The sequence below is a fragment of the Sphingomonas sp. SphC10 genome, from assembly GCF_057004845.1.
This window is the reverse complement of sequence record NZ_CM168044.1, coordinates 1,027,434-1,043,618: the sequence shown is the minus strand read 5'-3', so window position 1 is coordinate 1,043,618 and position 16,185 is coordinate 1,027,434. Positions and strand designations below refer to the sequence as shown.

Below are 16,185 nucleotides of genomic sequence, written 5' to 3'. Positions count from 1 at the left end.
TCCTCAACCGCCTCGCTTGGCGAGGACACGCGACACGATCGGGCCGAGGCTATCCGCCTTGGCCCGATCCACATGCGAGATATGGGTGATCAGAGCCTGATCGAGCACGGTATCGATCGGCGAGGCGGTCCGCTCTTCGGGCAGCATGGCGGCCAGTTCCTCGACCAGCGCCCGCGCGGTTGCCGCGTTTCGGCTGAGCTGTGCGAGGATCGTATCGACCTCGACATGCGCCTCGTCCTCGCGCCAGCAGTCATAGTCTGTGACCATGCCGATCAGCGCATAGGGAAGCTCCGCCTCGCGAGCCAGTTTCGCCTCGGGCATCGCGGTCATGCCGATCACGTCCGCGCCCCATTGCCGATACAGATGGCTTTCCGCGCGGGTCGAGAATTGCGGCCCCTCCATTGCGAGATAGGTGCCGCCATGGACCATGCTGGCTCCTACCCGCTCGCCCGCCTGCGCCGCCAGGGTCGACAGGCGCGGACAGACCGGATCGGCCATCGAGACATGGGCGACCAACCCTTCGCCAAAGAAACTGGTATCGCGGTGGACGGTCCGGTCGATGAACTGGTCAACCGCGACGAAATGGCCGGGCGGCAATTCCTCCCGCAGCGAGCCGATGGCGGAGATGGCGAGCACGTCGGTGCATCCCGCCAGCTTCAGCGCATGGATATTGGCGCGCGCATTGACCTCGGTCGGCGACAGGCGATGCCCCCGGCCATGGCGCGGCAGGAAGACGAAACGCACGCCCCCGATGCGCCCGCGCACCAGCGTGTCGGACGGTGCGCCCCAGGGCGTGTCGAGCACCAGCGTCTCGACATTCTCCAGCGCATCGATCGCGTAGAGGCCAGAGCCGCCAATGATCCCGATCGTCCAGCCCGTCATAGTGCTCTCCCGTTGCATCCTGCGCCGGTTAGGCGCTCCGTCAGACAAAGCAAAGGGGCGCACGGGGGGAGGACCCGTACGCCCCTCGCTCGACCGCGCCGGCCGGGGGTTCGGGGATTTAGCCGGACGCGGGAACCGTGGTCGCCACTCCGCCTTCGCGCAGGCCACCGCCCAACGCGACATAGAGGGTGACGTCGTTCTGGAGCGCCGCGCTGCGCAGGGTCAGCAATTGCTGCTCGGCGGAGAACAGGTTGCGCTCGGCATCCAGCACTTCGAGATAGATGGCGATGCCGTTAGTGTAGCGAAGCCGCGCCGTCCGGGCGAGCCGCCGCTGTGCGTCGACGGCGCGAGTCTGCGCCTCGATCTGCTCCGCATAGCGGCGGCGGGCGACCAGCGCGTCGGCCACCTCGCGGAATGCGCCCTGCGCGGTGCGCTGATAGGCGGCGGTCAGCTCGTCCGCCTGCGCCCGGCTGAGCTTCAACTGCGCGTTGCGGCGGCCCCAGTCGAAGATCGGCAACAGGGCTGCACCCTGCACCTGATATTGGGTCGAATTGCCGTCGATCAGGCTGCTGAGCGCGGGCGAGACGAAGCCTGCCAGCCCGGTCAGCGAAATGCTGGGCAGGAACGCCGCGCGGGCCGCGCCGATATTGGCGTTGGCGGCGAGCAGTTGCTGCTCGGCCTGAAGAACGTCAGGCCGGTTGACCAGCAGTGCGGAGGGCAGGCCCGGCTCGATCGCGGCGAACTGGTTCTGGTCACCCAGCCGCCGTCCGGCGGGCAGAGGCGCGGTGATCGGGCCGCCGACGAGCACGGTCAACAAATTCTGCGACTGCGCCACGGTACGGCGAAGCTCGGCTAACTGCGTCTCGGCCTGGGTCAGCAGGGCTGCCGCCTGGTCGTAATCGACACTGGACGTCACGCCCGCATCCATCCGTCGCTTGGCGATGCCCAGCCCCTCACGGCGGCTGGTGACAGTCTGCTCTGCAAGCGCAATCTGTTCTTCGGCGGCGCGGATCTGAAGATAGGTCGCGGCGACCTGTCCGACCAGCGACAGGCGGAAAGCGCGCTCCGCCTCGACGGTCGCCAGATATTGCCGCCGCTGCGCCTCGGCCAGGTTGCGAACCCGGCCCCAGAAATCCAGCTCGAAACTCGACACCCGCGCGCCCAGCGAGAACTGATTATAGGTGATCGAGGTCGGGTTCTGCGCATCCCCCGCGCCGGGGATCGCGTTGCCGAAGCCCAGCGAGTTGAGCGGCACCCGCGTCCGCGCTGCCCCCGCCGTGGCGTCCAGCGCGGGCAGACGCTGCGCATCCTGGATGCGATATTGCGCCCGCGCCTGCGCCACCCGCGCCACCGCCTGGGCGAGGTCGCGATTATTGGCGAGGGCGGCGGCGATATAGGCCTTGAGCTGTTCGTCGGCGAAGAACTCGCGCCAGCCGATCTCGGCCGCCGTCCGGGTACCGCTTGCCGCCTCGGGATAGGTGGCGGAGACGGGCGCGATGGGCTGACGATATTGAGGTGCCAGATTGCAGCCCGCCAGCGCGCTGGTCAGCGCCAACATGGCGGCGGCACGGGAAATCCCTTTACGCATGGGCCGGGCCCTCCTCTTCGCCGGTTCGTGCCTCACGCTCGCGCGCTTCCTCCTCGGCATCCGCCGCCTCATGGTCATGCTCGCGTGCCAGCCATTTCTTGGCTGCGATGTAGAATACCGGCGTGAAGAAGATGCCGAACGCCGTTGCCGCGATCATGCCACCCATCACGCCCGTGCCCACCGCGCGACGGCTGGCCGCACCCGCCCCCGTCGCGATGAACAGCGGCACCATGCCCAGGATGAAGGCAAGGCTGGTCATCAAAATGGGACGCAGACGCTGGCGCGCCGCCTCCAGCGTCGCCTCAAAGGGTGAACGGCCGCCCTCTTCGTCCTCGATCGCGAATTCGACGATCAGGATCGCATTCTTGGCGGCCAGACCGATGATCGTGATGAGACCCACGTTGAAATACACGTCCGCCGAGAAGCCCCGGAAGATGGTCATCAACACCGCGCCCAGCACGCCGAACGGCACCACCAGCAACACCGCCAGCGGGATCGCCCAGCTTTCGTAGAGCGCGGCGAGCAGAAGGAAGACCACGACCAGCGACAGGCCGAGCAGAAGGCCGATCTGGCCACCCGCCTGTTGCTCTTCATAGGCCGTGCCGGTCCACTCGAAGCTCATGCCGGCCGGCATCACCTCGCGTGCGATCTGCTCCATCTGCTTCAACGCGGTGCCGGTCGACTGGCCCGGCGCGGCCATGCCCGAGACGGTCAGCGACGGATAGCCGTTATAGCGTTCCAGCTGCTGCGGCCCGTTCTGCCACCGCACCTTCGTAAAGGCCGAGAAGGGCACCATATTGCCCTGCGCATTGCGGACGCGGAGCGCCAGCACGTCCTCGGGCGACATGCGCTGCGGTGCATCGGCCTGAAGATAGACGCGCAACACATTGCCATCGCGAACGAAATCGTTGGCGTAGGCCGAGCCGAAGGCGATCGAAAGCGTCTGGTTCACATCCGCAATCTGAAGCCCCAGCGCGCGCGCCTGGATACGGTCGATATCGACGTAGAGCTGCGGTGCCGGTCCCAGGCCTTCTGGGCGGACGCCCATCAGTGCCTTGTTCTGCGACGCCTTGGCCAGGATCGCGCCCTGCGCCTGCTGCAACGCCGCTGCGCCCAAGCCGGACCGATCCTCGATCTTCATCGAGAAGCCCGTCGCATTGCCCAGCGCCTGGATCGGCGGCGGGTCGAGCGCGAAGATGGTCGCCTCCGGGATCGACTGGACAAAGCCCATCGTCTTGCCGACCAGCGTGGTCGAGTTGTTCTCGGTCCCCTTGCGGTCGTGCCAGGGCTTCAGGTTGACGAACGAGATACCCGCCGCCTGACCCTGGCCGAAGAAGTTGAAGCCCGCGACCGACACGATGTCCGACACCTGCGGCTGGTCGTGCAGGAACTTCTCGACCTTGGTGATCGCCTCGCCCGTCCGCTCCAGCGTCGCGCCGGGTGCCGCGTCATAGGATACGAAGATATAGCCCTGGTCCTCGGTCGGCAGGAAGCCGCCGGGGATGCGGGTGAACATCAGGCCGGTGATGACGACGACGACGGCGAACACCGCCAGCCAGCGAACCGGCCGCGACATCATCCGCTTCACGCCGCTCGTATATTTCTCCGTACCTTGGCCGAACTTGTCGTTGAACCAGTTGAAGAAACGCTGCGGCAGGCCGCGCACGCCCGGCTTGGGCTCGCGTCGGTCCTCCTGATGCGCATCCTCATGCTTCAACAGGGTGGCGCACAGCGCGGGCGTCAGCGTCAGCGCGAGCACGGCCGAGAAGAAGATCGACACGGCCAGCGTCACCGAGAACTGGCGATAGATACCGCCGGTCGAGCCCGGGAAGAACGCCATCGGGATGAACACCGCCACCAGCACCAGCGTGATGCCGATGATCGCACCCGTGATCTGGCCCATCGCCTTCACGGTCGCGCGGCGGGGGCTCAGCCCCTCCTCCGACATGATACGCTCGACATTCTCGACGACCACGATCGCGTCGTCGACCAGGATGCCGATCGCCACCACCATGCCGAACAGCGACAGCGTGTTGATCGAGAAGCCGAAGGCCAGCAGGCCGATACAGGCACCGCCCAGCGCGATCGGCACGACGATCGCCGGGATCAGCGTGGCGCGCCAGTTCTGGAGGAACAGGAACATCACCAGGAAGACGAGGATCATCGCCTCGACCAGCGTATGGATCACGCTGTCGACCGAGGCGGTGATGAACGGCGTCGTGGTGAAGGGCACGCTCCACGTCACATCGGCCGGAAAGCTTGCCTGAAGCTGCTTCATCTTGGCCGTGACCGCGTCCGCCGTCGCCAGTGCATTCGCGCCGCTGGCCAGCTGGACCGCCAGACCCACGGTCTCCTTGCCGTTCAGGGTCAGGCGGAAACCGTAATTGTCCTTGCCCAGCTCGACGCGCGCCACATCACCCAGGCGTACGGCCGAACCGTCGGGGTTCGCGCGGATGATGATCTGGCGGAACTGCTCCGGCGTGGCGAAGCGGTTCTGGGTGATGATCTGCGCGGTGAACTCGGCGGTACGGTTCAGCGGCTGCGCACCGATCGAACCGCCCGCCGTCTGGCTGTTCTGTTCCTGCACGGCGGCCAGCGCTTCCGACGCCGACAGGCTATAGCCCGCCAGCTTCTGCGGATCGAGCCAGATACGCATCGCATAGGGCGAGCCGAACAGCTGCACGTCACCCACGCCGTCGATACGGCGAAGCTCGTTGCGGATATTATTCTCGGCGAAGTTGCCCATCTCCACCGGGCTGGTCTTGCCCGATTTGGAGCTGAGCGTGATGACTTCGAGGAAGCCCGCCGAGCCCTCGGTCACCTGGATGCCCAGCGCGCGGACCTCCTGCGGCAGGCGCGGTTCGGCGCGGCTCAGGCGATCCTGGATCTGGGTGCGCGCCACGTCCAGGTCGGTGCCCGGCTTGAAGGTGACCGTGATCTGCGCGGTGCCGTTGGAACGGCTGGTCGACGCCATGTAGAGGAAATTGTCGACGCCGTTCAGTTCCTTTTCGATGACCGCGGTCACCGAACGGTCCATCACCTCGGCATCGGCACCGTTATAGCTGACGGCGAGGTTCAGCGCGGGCGGCGCGACCGAGGGATAGCTTTCTATCGGCAGCAGCCGCAGCGAAATCACACCGAACAGCGCGATGAAGAGCGCGATCACCCAGGCGAATACCGGGTGATAGACGAAGAAGCGGTTCATGATGCTCTACTCCGGCGATCAGCGGCCTGTGGCGGGCTGACCGCCTGCCTGCCCCTGTGCCTGCGCGCCACCGGCTTGCCCAGGTTGCCCAATGCGGACCTTCTGGCCCGGCTGTACCTTCTGCCACCCCTCGGTGATGACCTTCTCGCCCGGCTTCAGACCGGACAGGATCACCCAGTTGCTGCCGACCTGACCGCCCAGCGTGACCGGGCGCGACTGGACTGTGCCCGAAGCATCGACCACCATCACCGAGGCTGCCTGGTTGCTCAGCTGGACTGCGCGCTGCGGCACCGAGATGCCGTTGCGGATCGTGCCTGCATTCACATGGGCGCGGACGAATTGTCCGGGCAGCAGGGCGCGGGTCGGATTGGGGAAGCGTGCACGCAGTTGCTGGCTGCCGGTCGTCGGATCCACCGTCTGCCCGGCAAAGTCGAGCTGGCCGGTCGGACCATATTCCGATCCGTCCTCCAGCGTCAGGCGCACGGTGATGTGCGACAGGTCGGGCAGCGCCAGACCACCCGAACGCGCCTGCTGGATCAACTCGCTCAGCGCCGCGCTCGACTGGGTGAAGACGGCGTAGATCGGCGAGAGCTGGTCGACCTGGGTCAGCGGCGTCGCCTGGGTCGCGCTGACCAGTGCGCCCTCGGTCACCTGCGCGCGACCGACGCGACCGGCGATGGGCGCGCGGACGATGGTGTAGCTCAGCTGCAACTGCGCACGCGACAAGGCGGCGCGAGCATCGGCGACGCTGGCATCCGCCTGGCGCAGCGTCGACTGGGCCGCGTCGAACTCCTGCGCGCTGACCGCGCGTTCCGACACCAGCGGCTGGTAACGGCGGACGATAGATGCGGCGTTCACCCGTGCCGCCTCGGCCCGTGCGAGCGCAGCCTGGGCCTGTTGCACCTGCGCGCGATAGTCGCGCTGGTCGATACGGAACAGAGGCTGCCCCTCGGTAACGTCGGTGCCTTCGCGGTACAGCCGCGCCTCGACGATACCATCGGTCCGGGCCCGGACCTCGGCGGTGCGGATCGCCTCGATCCGGCCGGGCAGCTCGATGATGTTGGGAACGGCAGCAGACTGAACGGTGATTGCGGTGACGAGGGGCGGTGGCGGAGCAGCCTGTTGCTGCTGCGACGCTTCCTGCCCGCACGCCACCAGCGCCAATGCCATCGCGAGCGACGACCCCAGGACGGTAAATTTGGACATCCCGTGAAACTCCCTGAAGCACATGACGTTTCGGTCATTAAGTTCCCCTGTACTTCGCACCTGCGAAAAAGCAACGACCAGGTGCAATTAAATTTGACCAATGCCGTGGGAGGACGCAAGAGGGGAATATGACAGTCACGAAACGGACCGCCGGACGCCCGACCCGCGAGCAGGCGCAGCATATTGACGATATCATTCTTTCCGGCGCGCGAGAGGCGTTCTGCAGCCGCGGAATCGAGGGCACCTCGATGGAAGAAATCGCCTTATCCGTGGGGGTTAGCAAGCATACTATCTATCGCCGCTACGCAGGCAAAATGGCGCTGCTCGACGCGGCGGTGACGCGCGACCTCGACCGGCTGAACCAGACCATGCTGGACGACAGCAGCGGAGCCAATCCGTTGGAGCGATTGAAGAATTCCGCCCGCCGCTTCTTCTTTTTCTGTGTCCAGCCGGACTCGGTCCGGTTCATGGCTTTTCTGACATCGGAGGCGATTTTCTCCGAGGAATTGCGTCAGCGATTCGCGACCTGGGACCGCGTGCTGGCCGATCCGATCATCGCCTGCATCCAGGCGTCGCAGGATGCCGGGCTGTTGCGGCGTGACGACAGCGCGCTGGCGCTGTTCAGTTTACTTGCCGACATTCTCGACGGACCGAGCCGCCGGATGCAGTTCGATCTTCCCGACCCCTTCAACGGCATGACGCCGGACGCCTTTTTCGAGCATCGCTGGTCGGTGTTCCTGAAGGTCGCGACGGCGGGTTGAGCGACGGGGCGCGATCTTCATCGGGAACGCGAGGGTATAGCAGGCGTTGGCGGGCCATGTCCGACGACCTGCTGATCTTCCGCCCCGATGATGTCGATCTGTCCCGCTCCCCGCTTCGGCGCGGCATATCAGAGCCGACCTATGTGCTGGGGGCGTTCAACCCGGGCATGACCCGGCTGGCCAATGGCAACATCCTTCTGATGGTTCGCGTGGCCGAGGCGTTGAGCCAGCCGGTCGATGGCGATCATGTCCGTGCGATCCGCTGGACGACCGCGGGTTATGTCCTCGACCGCTACCCGCTCTCGGCGGTCGACATGACCGATCCCCGCCAGTTCGCCATTCGCGGCAGCGCGCACCGGATACTCGCCCTGACCTCCCTGTCATGGCTGTTGCCGGTCGAGCTATCGGCGGACGGCTCGACGATTGTCGCGGTCCACTATGACAAGGCGATCGAACCGGCCGCGACCTGGCAGGACTATGGCGTGGAAGACGCCCGGATCAGCCGGGTCGGCGACCGATGGTACATGACGACCTGCTCGGTGTCGGCCGAGCGGCATTCGACGACGCTCCATATCTCGGACAACGGCCTGGATTACCGGCTGGCGGGGATCATCCTCGACCATCAGAACAAGGACATGCTGTTTTTCGAGGGGCTGGTCGACGGCCGGTTCATGGCGCTGACCCGGCCGCTGGGTGATGTGTATTTCGCCTATCCCGACGACAGCCCCTTTGTCGGCGGACCGTCGATCAATTTTGCGACCTCGCCCGATGCGCTGCACTGGAAACCGCTGGAGGCGCCTGGCATTCGGGCGCGCAAGGACTCGGTGTCGGCGATGAAGGTCGGCGGAGGTACGCCGCCGATCCTGACCGAACATGGCTGGCTGACCCTCTATCACGGTGTCGAGCGGCGCGAGTCGGTCGGCATCTATCGCAGCTTCTGGGCATTGCTCGACAAGGACGAACCCACCCGCATCCTGCGCCTCGCCGACGATCGGCCGATCATGGAGGCCGCGCCCGAACTGACCGCCTCGATCGCGCATCAGATGTATCTGCCGACGCCGGTCGTCTTTTCCACCGGCATCATCGACATGGGCGACCATTATCTGGTGGCGAGCGGCGAAGCCGATCTGGCCTGCCGCATGACCCGCCTGTCCAAGGGCTTGTTCGTATGAGCGTGCGACCCTGGTGGCAGTCGGCGGTGCTCTATCAAATCTATCCCTGGTCGTTTCAGGACAGCAATGGAGACGGCATCGGCGACCTCCGTGGGATCGAGCAGCGGCTCGATTATCTCGTCGATCTGGGCATCGATGCGATATGGCTTTCCCCTATATTTCCGTCACCTATGGCGGACTTCGGTTATGATGTGGCGGACTATTGCGGTGTCGACAGCCGGTTCGGAACACTGGCCGATTTCGACTCGCTACTGGCCTCGGCCCATGCGCGCGGGCTGAAGCTGCTGCTCGACTTCGTGCCCAATCACAGCTCGGACCAGCATCCCTGGTTTGTCGAAAGCCGGTCGAGCCGCGACAATCCCAAGCGCGACTGGTATATCTGGCGCGATGCAGCCCCGGACGGCGGACCGCCCAACAATTGGATCAGTGACTTCGGCGGCCCCGCCTGGACCTGGGACGAGACGACCGGTCAATATTATTACCACGCCTTTCTGAAGGAACAGCCCGACCTCAACTGGCGCAACCCGGAGGTTCGCGCGGCGATGCTCGACGTGCTGCGCTTCTGGTTCGCGCGCGGGGTCGACGGGTTTCGGATCGACGTGTTGTGGCACATCGTCAAACATGCGGGCTTCCCGGACAATCCGCTCAATCCGGACTGGGACCCGGCGACGGGCGAGATGCACCGGGTGTTCCAGCTCCATTCGACCGACCAGCCCGAGGTCCACGACATCGCCGCCGACATGCGGGCCATCGCCGATGCATTCGGGCGCGAGGGTGACGAGCGCGTGCTGATCGGCGAGATCTATCTGCCGGTCGAGCGACTGATGCGCTATTATGGGCAGCATGGCGAGGGCGTGCACCTGCCCTTCAATTTCCAGTTGATCGACGCCCCCTGGGATGCCCGCCATCTGGCGCGGATGATCGCGGAATATGAAGCCGCCCTGCCCCCCGGAGGCTGGCCCAATTGGGTGCTCGGCAACCATGACCGCCCGCGCAGTGCGACAAAGCGCGGGGCGGCCCAGGCGCGGGTGGCGGCGATGCTGCTGCTGACGCTGCGCGGAACGCCGACGCTCTATTATGGCGACGAGTTGGGCATGGAGAATGGCGTCATTCCGCCCGACCGTGTCCGCGATCCGCGCGAGTTGCGCGAGCCGGGCCTGGGACTCGGTCGCGATCCCGTCCGCACGCCCATGCCATGGGATGACAGCCCGCAGGGCGGCTTCACGGCCCGTGAGCCATGGCTTCCATTGGGAGCCGGTTGGCAAGCGCGCAACGTCGCCAACGAACTGGCCGATTCCGACTCTATGCTGGCCCTTCACCGCGCCTTGCTGGCGCTCCGGCGGAGCAGCCCGGCGCTGGCCATCGGAGCGATCCGGTTGATCGAGGCGGAGGGTTCTGTGCTCGCCTATGAGCGCGAACAGGATGGTGAACGCTTCGTCGTCGCGCTCAACCTCGGTACGGAGCCGGCGCGTCTAAGCCTGACCGGCCGCCCCATTCTCTCGACGCTCGGTGATCTGCCGAGCGATACGCCTTCCCATTTGCGCCCCGATGAGGGCCTGATCCTGAAAGTCGACACGCCCGCATGAAGATCGCGATGATTGCCCCGATCGCGTGGCGCACTCCGCCGCGCGCCTATGGCCCCTGGGAGCTGGTGACGAGCCTGCTGACCGAAGCACTGGTCGCGCGCGGCGTCGACGTCACCCTGTTCGCGACGCAGGACAGCATCACCGCCGCCACGCTGGCGGGCCCCGTCCCCGCCCCCTATTCCGAAGACCCGAGCGTCGATGCCAAGGTGTGGGAAATGCGCCATCTCGCCGCCGTGTTCGAGCGGGCGGGCGAATTCGACCTGATCCACAATCAGGCCGATTTCCCGGCGCATGCCTTTGCCGGACTGGTCGACACGCCGATGGTGACGACCATCCATGGCTTCTCGTCGGAGCGCATCATGCCGATGTACGAGCCGTATCAGGAACGCGTGCACTATGTCGCGATCTCGGACGCGGATCGCGACCCCCGCCTGCACTATGCCGACACCATCCATCACGGCATTCCGATGGACGATTTTCCTTTCGATCCAGTGGGTAGTGACGATCTTCTCTTCTTCGGTCGCATCCACCCGGACAAGGGGGCAGTCGAAGCGATCGCCGTCGCCCAGGCGGCCAGCCGCCGCCTGATTATGGCGGGCATCGTGCAGGATCAAGGCTATTGGGAGCGCGAGGTCCGTCCCCATGTCGATGACGACCGCATCGTCTATCGCGGTCCGGTCGGTGGCGCGGATCGCACTGCCACCCTCGGACAGGCCAAGGCACTGCTCCATCTCATCAACTTCGATGAGCCGTTCGGCCTGTCCGTCGTCGAGGCGATGGCCTGCGGTACGCCGGTCATCGCGATCCGGCGCGGATCGATGCCGGAACTGGTCGAGGACGGGGTGAACGGCTTTCTCGTGGAGAACGTCGAACAGGCGATCGAAGCGGTCGGCCGGATCGGCGAGATCGACCGGGCGACCTGCCGAAAGGTAGCGGCCGACCGCTTCTCTGTCGACCGCATGGCCGATCGCTATCTTCAGCTTTACCGCACGATCCTGGGCTGATCCCGCTGCGCCAGCGCGACGGCATCGATCCGGTGGAGCATGGTCACGAACGCCTCCAGTTCGTCCGGCGTGAACCCGGCGAATAGCTGCGCCTCCAGTTCCAGCGCCTTGGGTGCGACATCGGCGTAAAGCTCACGCCCCGCTTCGGTCAGGACCAGCAGGTGCGACCGGCGGTCGCCGTCATGCGCGTTGCGGGCCAGAAGGCCGCGCCCAACCATAGCGATGGCCGCGCGCGAGACCGTCACCTTGTCCATCCGGCTGCGCTCGCACACCGCCGATTGGGCGACCGCGCCCTCCTCCGCGACGATCGCGATCAGCCGCCATTCGGGAATCGTGAGCCCGAACAGCTGCTGATAGGCGCTGGCGATATGGTCGCTGACCAGATTGGACGTGATCGACAGGCGATAGGGAAGGAAGCCATCCAGCCGCAATTCGCGAGATCGTAACATTTGACACCAATTCCCCATTCTGCGATCTGGTAACGGAAGATACTGGATCAGGAGTTGGACGTCATGGCAACCACCCCGAACAATCCGCTGGGCCTGGACGGCTTCGCATTCTGCGAATTCACGACGCCCGAGCCCGATACGCTGGCGCGCCAGTTCGACGCGATGGGCTTCGTGCCGACGCACCGTCATCCCGAAAAGGCGATCACCCGCTACAAGCAGGGCCGCATCACCCTGTTGCTCAACGCAGAGGAGCAGGGCCAGGCGGCGGACTTCCGCGCTGAACACGGCCCCTCGGCCAGCGGCATGGGCTTCTATGTCGCCGATCCGGCCGACACGTTCGACCACGCGGTCAAGGGCGGTGCCACCCCGGTCGACACGACGCGCGGGTGCCTGACCCCGGATGCCAAGGCGATCGAAGGGATCGGCGGCAGCTATCTTTACCTGGTCAAGGCGGGCAGCGACCTGTTCGCCGACTGGACCGAGATCGAAGGCTGGCAGCAGGCCGAGGCGGAGAACAATGTCGGGCTCGACCTGCTCGACCACCTGACCCATAATGTACGCCGTGGCGAGATGCGCACCTGGTCGGGTTTCTACTCCAAGCTGTTCGGCTTTGAGGAACAGAAGTATTTCGACATCAAGGGCAAGGCGACTGGCCTGTTCAGCCAGGCGATGATCGCCCCCGACAAGGCGATCCGCATCCCGCTGAACGAGAGCCAGGACGAGAAGAGCCAGATCGAGGAATTCATCCGCGAATATAATGGCGAAGGCATCCAGCATCTCGCGCTGACGACCGACAATATCTACGAAACTGTGGAAAAGCTGCGGGCGCGCGGCGTCCGGTTGCAGGACACGATCGAGACCTATTACGAACTGGTCGACAAGCGCGTGCCCAACCATGGCGAGGATCTGGAGCGGCTGCGCAAGAACCGTATCCTGATCGACGGCAATGTCGGCGAAGAGGGCATCCTGCTCCAGATTTTTACCGAGAATATGGTCGGGCCGATCTTCTTCGAGATCATCCAGCGCAAGGGCAATGAAGGCTTCGGCAACGGCAATTTTCAGGCCTTGTTCGAGAGCATCGAGCTGGACCAGATCCGGCGCGGCGTCATCACGGTGGATGCATAAGCATCCGCCGATGCGCGCACGAAGGTGCGCGAGCGAGCCCGGCCAGCGCGGCCGAGCCAGCGCATAAGGCGCGGCTCGGCCGCGTCTGACGCGCTGGCGTGTTGTGGAGAGGAAAAGAGATGACGACATCCTATATCCCCGGCTTCGGCAACCACGTCGCGACCGAGGCGGTTCCCGGCGCCCTCCCCATCGGCCGCAACTCGCCACAGCGCCCGGCTTACGGCCTCTATGCCGAGCAACTGTCGGGCACCGCCTTCACCGCGCCGCGTCACGAAAATCGTCGCTCCTGGCTCTATCGCCTGCGTCCGACCGCCGAGCATCCACCCTACGAACCCTATGACAGCGCGCCGCGCTTTGCCCCCGGCACCGGCGACAGCCCCCTGCCCCCCAATCGCCTGCGCTGGGATCCGGCGCCGATGACGCCGCCGGGCACCGACTGGATTGACGGGATGACGACGATGCTCGCCAACCGCGATCCGGCGGATCTGGAGGGCGTCGCCGTCCATATCTATGCCTGCAACCGCAGCATGGATCGCGTCTTCGTCGATGCGGACGGCGAACTTGTCTTCCTGCCGCAATCGGGTCGCTTGGTCATCCTGACCGAGCTGGGCCGGATCGACATCGCTCCGGGCCAGATCGCGCTGGTCCCGCGCGGCGTCCGCTTCCGCGTCGAGCTGCCCGATGGCGAGGCGGCGGGCTATGTCGCGGAAAACCATGGCAGCCTGTTCCGCCTGCCCGATCTGGGCCCCATCGGCGCGAACGGGCTGGGCAATCCGCGCGATTTCGAGACACCCATTGCCTGGTTCGAGGATCGCGACGAGCCGACCCAGGTGGTCCAGAAATTCCTAGGCTCGCTCTGGACGATGACGCTCGACCACAGCCCGCTCGACGTGGTGGCGTGGCACGGCAATCTCGCGCCCTGGCGCTACGACCTGTCGCATTTCAACACGATCAACACGGTCAGCTTCGATCATCCCGATCCCTCGATCTTCACCCTGCTAACCTCACCCAGCGACGTGCCTGGCCGCGCCAATGCCGATCTGGTCCTGTTCCCGCCGCGCTGGATGGTGGCGGAGGACACGTTCCGTCCGCCCTGGTTCCATCGCAACGTCATGTCCGAGGCGATGGGCCTGATCACCGGCGCCTATGACGCCAAGGCGGAAGGTTTCCAACCCGGCGGCCTGTCACTCCACAATCTGATGGCGGGCCACGGCCCCGACCTCGCCAGCTGGCAGGGGGCGAGCAACGCGGAACTGAAGCCGCATCGGATTGAGGGCACCATGGCCTTCATGGTCGAAAGTTGCTGGCCCTATCGCCCGACGACCCATGCGCTGTCGCATGCGCAACTCGATTACGACGCCGTGTGGAAGGATTTCCCCAAGGCCAAGCTGCCCCTATGAGCCTGACGCTCCACGGCTATTGGCGGTCGAGCGCCGCCTATCGGGTACGGCTGGCACTGGCACTGAAAGGCTTGTCCTATACCAGCGTCGCGCATGATCTGCGTACGGGGGCGCAGCGTGCCGCCGATTATCGCGCGCTCCAGCCGCAGGGCCTTGTGCCGGTGCTGGAGGGCCCGGATGGGCCGCTGATCCAGAGCCCCGCCATTCTAGAATGGGTGGAAGAACGCTATCCCGATCCGCCACTCCTTCCCGGCGACAGTGCCGGGCGGGCGGTGGTGCGGGCGATGGCGGCGATCGTGGCATGCGATATCCACCCGATCAACAACCTGCGCGTCCTGACGATGCTGCGGCAGGATATGGGTGCCGACGAAGCCGCCATAACCCGCTGGATCGGCCATTGGGTGACGGAGGGTTTCGCCGCACTGGAAACGCTGATCGAACGGCACGGCGCGGGCTATGCCTATGGCGATATGCCGACGCTGGCCGACTGCCATATCCTCCCGCAAGTCTATAATGCCCAGCGGTTCGCGGTCGACCTGTCGCCCTTTCCCCTGCTCGTCGCGACGGCCCAGCGCCTGCGCGAACGGGTGCCCGAGGCATCACCCGAGGTTCAGGGCGACGCGGCATGAGCGACGAACGCCTGACCGCCACGCCCGCCGGGATCACGCTCGGCCCGCTCGATACCATCGCCGATGGCGCGGCGCGCAATTTCGTGCTCCAGATGCGGGCGGGCCGTTTTCACGGCTTCATCGTGCGGCGCGGCGAGGTGGTCCAAGGCTATGTCGACCGCTGCCCGCATATGGGCTTGCCGCTGGCGCAGGAACTGGACGCCTATCTGACCCCGAATGGGGAACGGATCGTCTGTTCCTGGCACGGTGCAATCTTCGACGTGGCGGACGGCCAATGTGTGGGCGGCCCCTGTATGGGGCAGCGTCTGACGCCTTGGCCGGTCACGGTGCGTGATGGAGCAATCGTTACGGCGTGACGGCCGTGAGCTCGGCATGGGCGATCGCCTGCAACCGGCCGATGAGACGCGGCTCCAGCCCGAGATCGATCCCCGCCCGCTCCTGTTCGCCCAGCCGCCGGACGTCGAACCCGGTGATCTTTCCGAAGACGACCAGCGCCTCCAGATAATAACCCGCCGCGCTGGCGTGATACTGGTCCCAACTCCACAGATCGACTTGTCCGAAGGCGATGCCGTCGTAAGGGTTCGGATCGGCGACCCGCTCCGCCCAGGCCCTGTTCCATGCCTGCCCGACCGGGATCGTGCCCGAGATTTCGGGATAGCGTCGCACGGCATAGGCATTTCCGACCGCCAGATCGTCCGCCATCGCCGTGATCGGCTTGCCACGCCAGGGACTGGCGGTACGATAGGTCAGGTCCGCGCGGCTCCAGGTGGACACCAGCTCAACCCGAACGCGCGGATTGGCCCGGCGCAGCATGGCGGTCAACAGCCCCGCGGCCTCGGCATGACGCGTCGGATCGCCCGGCCGCTGCGCATCGAGGGCGCTATAGCCCTGTAGCACGACGACATCCCAGCGCCGGTCGATCTCCTTGCGCTTCTGCTCGTAATGATAGGCGAGGTCGCGACCGGGCGCGGTTTCCAGGCTGACCTGCCAGTCCTGGCCCGCTTCCTTCGCGAACGTCTTGAACAGCGCGGGCACGCCGCCAATGCCTTCCCGGTTCAGGTCGCGGACCAGATCGGGGCGATAGCGCATGACCGGCGAATGCGCGCCGAAGGTGAAGCTGTTGCCGACGAACAGGATCGACTCCGCCGTCGCCGGGCCGGAAGCGGTCAATGCCACCG

14 protein-coding genes are annotated in these 16,185 nt (G+C 65.6%); 8 read left to right on the top strand and 6 right to left on the bottom strand.

Translation table 11 applies throughout. The features are described from left to right. Positions 1-3: 3 nt before the first annotated feature. The 4 genes from mtnP to ACWKSV_RS04530 form a co-directional block, all read right to left on the bottom strand. Positions 4-882 (bottom strand): S-methyl-5'-thioadenosine phosphorylase, encoded by an 879-nt coding sequence (mtnP, locus tag ACWKSV_RS04545; protein WP_076716172.1) that lies wholly within the window; start codon positions 880-882, stop codon positions 4-6. Between the two features lie 118 nt (positions 883-1,000). Further along, positions 1,001-2,470 (bottom strand): efflux transporter outer membrane subunit, encoded by a 1,470-nt coding sequence (locus tag ACWKSV_RS04540; RefSeq protein WP_076716171.1) that lies wholly within the window; start codon positions 2,468-2,470, stop codon positions 1,001-1,003. After that, complete coding sequence (locus tag ACWKSV_RS04535) at positions 2,463-5,675, bottom strand: multidrug efflux RND transporter permease subunit (protein ID WP_076716169.1); 3,213 nt, start codon at positions 5,673-5,675, stop codon at positions 2,463-2,465. Before ACWKSV_RS04535 ends, ACWKSV_RS04540 begins: the two co-directional genes overlap by 8 nt. A gap of 18 nt (positions 5,676-5,693) precedes the next feature. Next, entirely contained in the window at positions 5,694-6,881 is a 1,188-nt protein-coding gene (locus ACWKSV_RS04530) for an efflux RND transporter periplasmic adaptor subunit (protein WP_076716167.1), read from the bottom strand. A gap of 128 nt (positions 6,882-7,009) precedes the next feature. Here ACWKSV_RS04530 and ACWKSV_RS04525 point away from each other — a divergent pair, with 128 nt between their 5' ends. Genes ACWKSV_RS04525 through ACWKSV_RS04510 form a run of 4 tightly spaced genes read left to right on the top strand, consistent with a single transcriptional unit; the run spans position 7,010 to position 11,404 of the window. After that, a complete protein-coding gene (locus ACWKSV_RS04525) occupies positions 7,010-7,642 on the top strand; it encodes a TetR/AcrR family transcriptional regulator (protein ID WP_483666904.1) in 633 nt (210 codons plus the stop codon). Between the two features lie 56 nt (positions 7,643-7,698). After that, positions 7,699-8,814, top strand: a complete 1,116-nt coding sequence (locus ACWKSV_RS04520; protein WP_076716166.1) for a glycoside hydrolase family 130 protein — start codon at positions 7,699-7,701, stop codon at positions 8,812-8,814. Further along, a complete protein-coding gene (locus ACWKSV_RS04515; protein ID WP_191864517.1) occupies positions 8,811-10,400 on the top strand; it encodes an alpha-amylase family glycosyl hydrolase in 1,590 nt (529 codons plus the stop codon). Before ACWKSV_RS04520 ends, ACWKSV_RS04515 begins: the two co-directional genes overlap by 4 nt. Beyond that, positions 10,397-11,404 (top strand): glycosyltransferase family 4 protein, encoded by a 1,008-nt coding sequence (locus ACWKSV_RS04510; RefSeq protein WP_076716164.1) that lies wholly within the window; start codon positions 10,397-10,399, stop codon positions 11,402-11,404. The genes ACWKSV_RS04515 and ACWKSV_RS04510 overlap by 4 nt, the downstream gene beginning before the upstream one ends. On the opposite strand, the gene ACWKSV_RS04505 is transcribed toward ACWKSV_RS04510, so the two are convergent. Continuing rightward, positions 11,383-11,853, bottom strand: a complete 471-nt coding sequence (locus ACWKSV_RS04505) for a MarR family winged helix-turn-helix transcriptional regulator (RefSeq protein WP_076716162.1) — start codon at positions 11,851-11,853, stop codon at positions 11,383-11,385. The two genes, ACWKSV_RS04510 and ACWKSV_RS04505, sit on opposite strands and share 22 nt — an antisense overlap. 63 nt (positions 11,854-11,916) lie before the next feature. On the opposite strand from ACWKSV_RS04505, the gene hppD reads away from it, so the two are divergent. The 4 genes from hppD to ACWKSV_RS04485 all read left to right on the top strand — a co-directional run bounded on the left by hppD (position 11,917) and on the right by ACWKSV_RS04485 (position 15,363). Further along, positions 11,917-12,978 (top strand): 4-hydroxyphenylpyruvate dioxygenase, encoded by a 1,062-nt coding sequence (hppD, locus tag ACWKSV_RS04500; protein ID WP_076718150.1) that lies wholly within the window; start codon positions 11,917-11,919, stop codon positions 12,976-12,978. Positions 12,979-13,097: 119 nt separating this feature from the next. Next, complete coding sequence (gene hmgA, locus ACWKSV_RS04495; protein WP_076716161.1) at positions 13,098-14,378, top strand: homogentisate 1,2-dioxygenase; 1,281 nt, start codon at positions 13,098-13,100, stop codon at positions 14,376-14,378. Then, the gene (gene maiA / locus ACWKSV_RS04490; RefSeq protein WP_076716159.1) at positions 14,375-15,007 is read left to right on the top strand and encodes a maleylacetoacetate isomerase; all 633 of its coding nucleotides are present in this window, start codon (positions 14,375-14,377) and stop codon (positions 15,005-15,007) included. The genes hmgA and maiA overlap by 4 nt, the downstream gene beginning before the upstream one ends. Further along, positions 15,004-15,363, top strand: coding sequence for a Rieske (2Fe-2S) protein (locus tag ACWKSV_RS04485; protein WP_076716157.1), 360 nt, complete (start codon positions 15,004-15,006; stop codon positions 15,361-15,363). Before maiA ends, ACWKSV_RS04485 begins: the two co-directional genes overlap by 4 nt. On the opposite strand, the gene ACWKSV_RS04480 is transcribed toward ACWKSV_RS04485, so the two are convergent. After that, entirely contained in the window at positions 15,353-16,183 is an 831-nt protein-coding gene (locus ACWKSV_RS04480; RefSeq protein WP_237243352.1) for a PEP-CTERM sorting domain-containing protein, read from the bottom strand. The two genes, ACWKSV_RS04485 and ACWKSV_RS04480, sit on opposite strands and share 11 nt — an antisense overlap. Positions 16,184-16,185 lie beyond the last annotated feature (2 nt).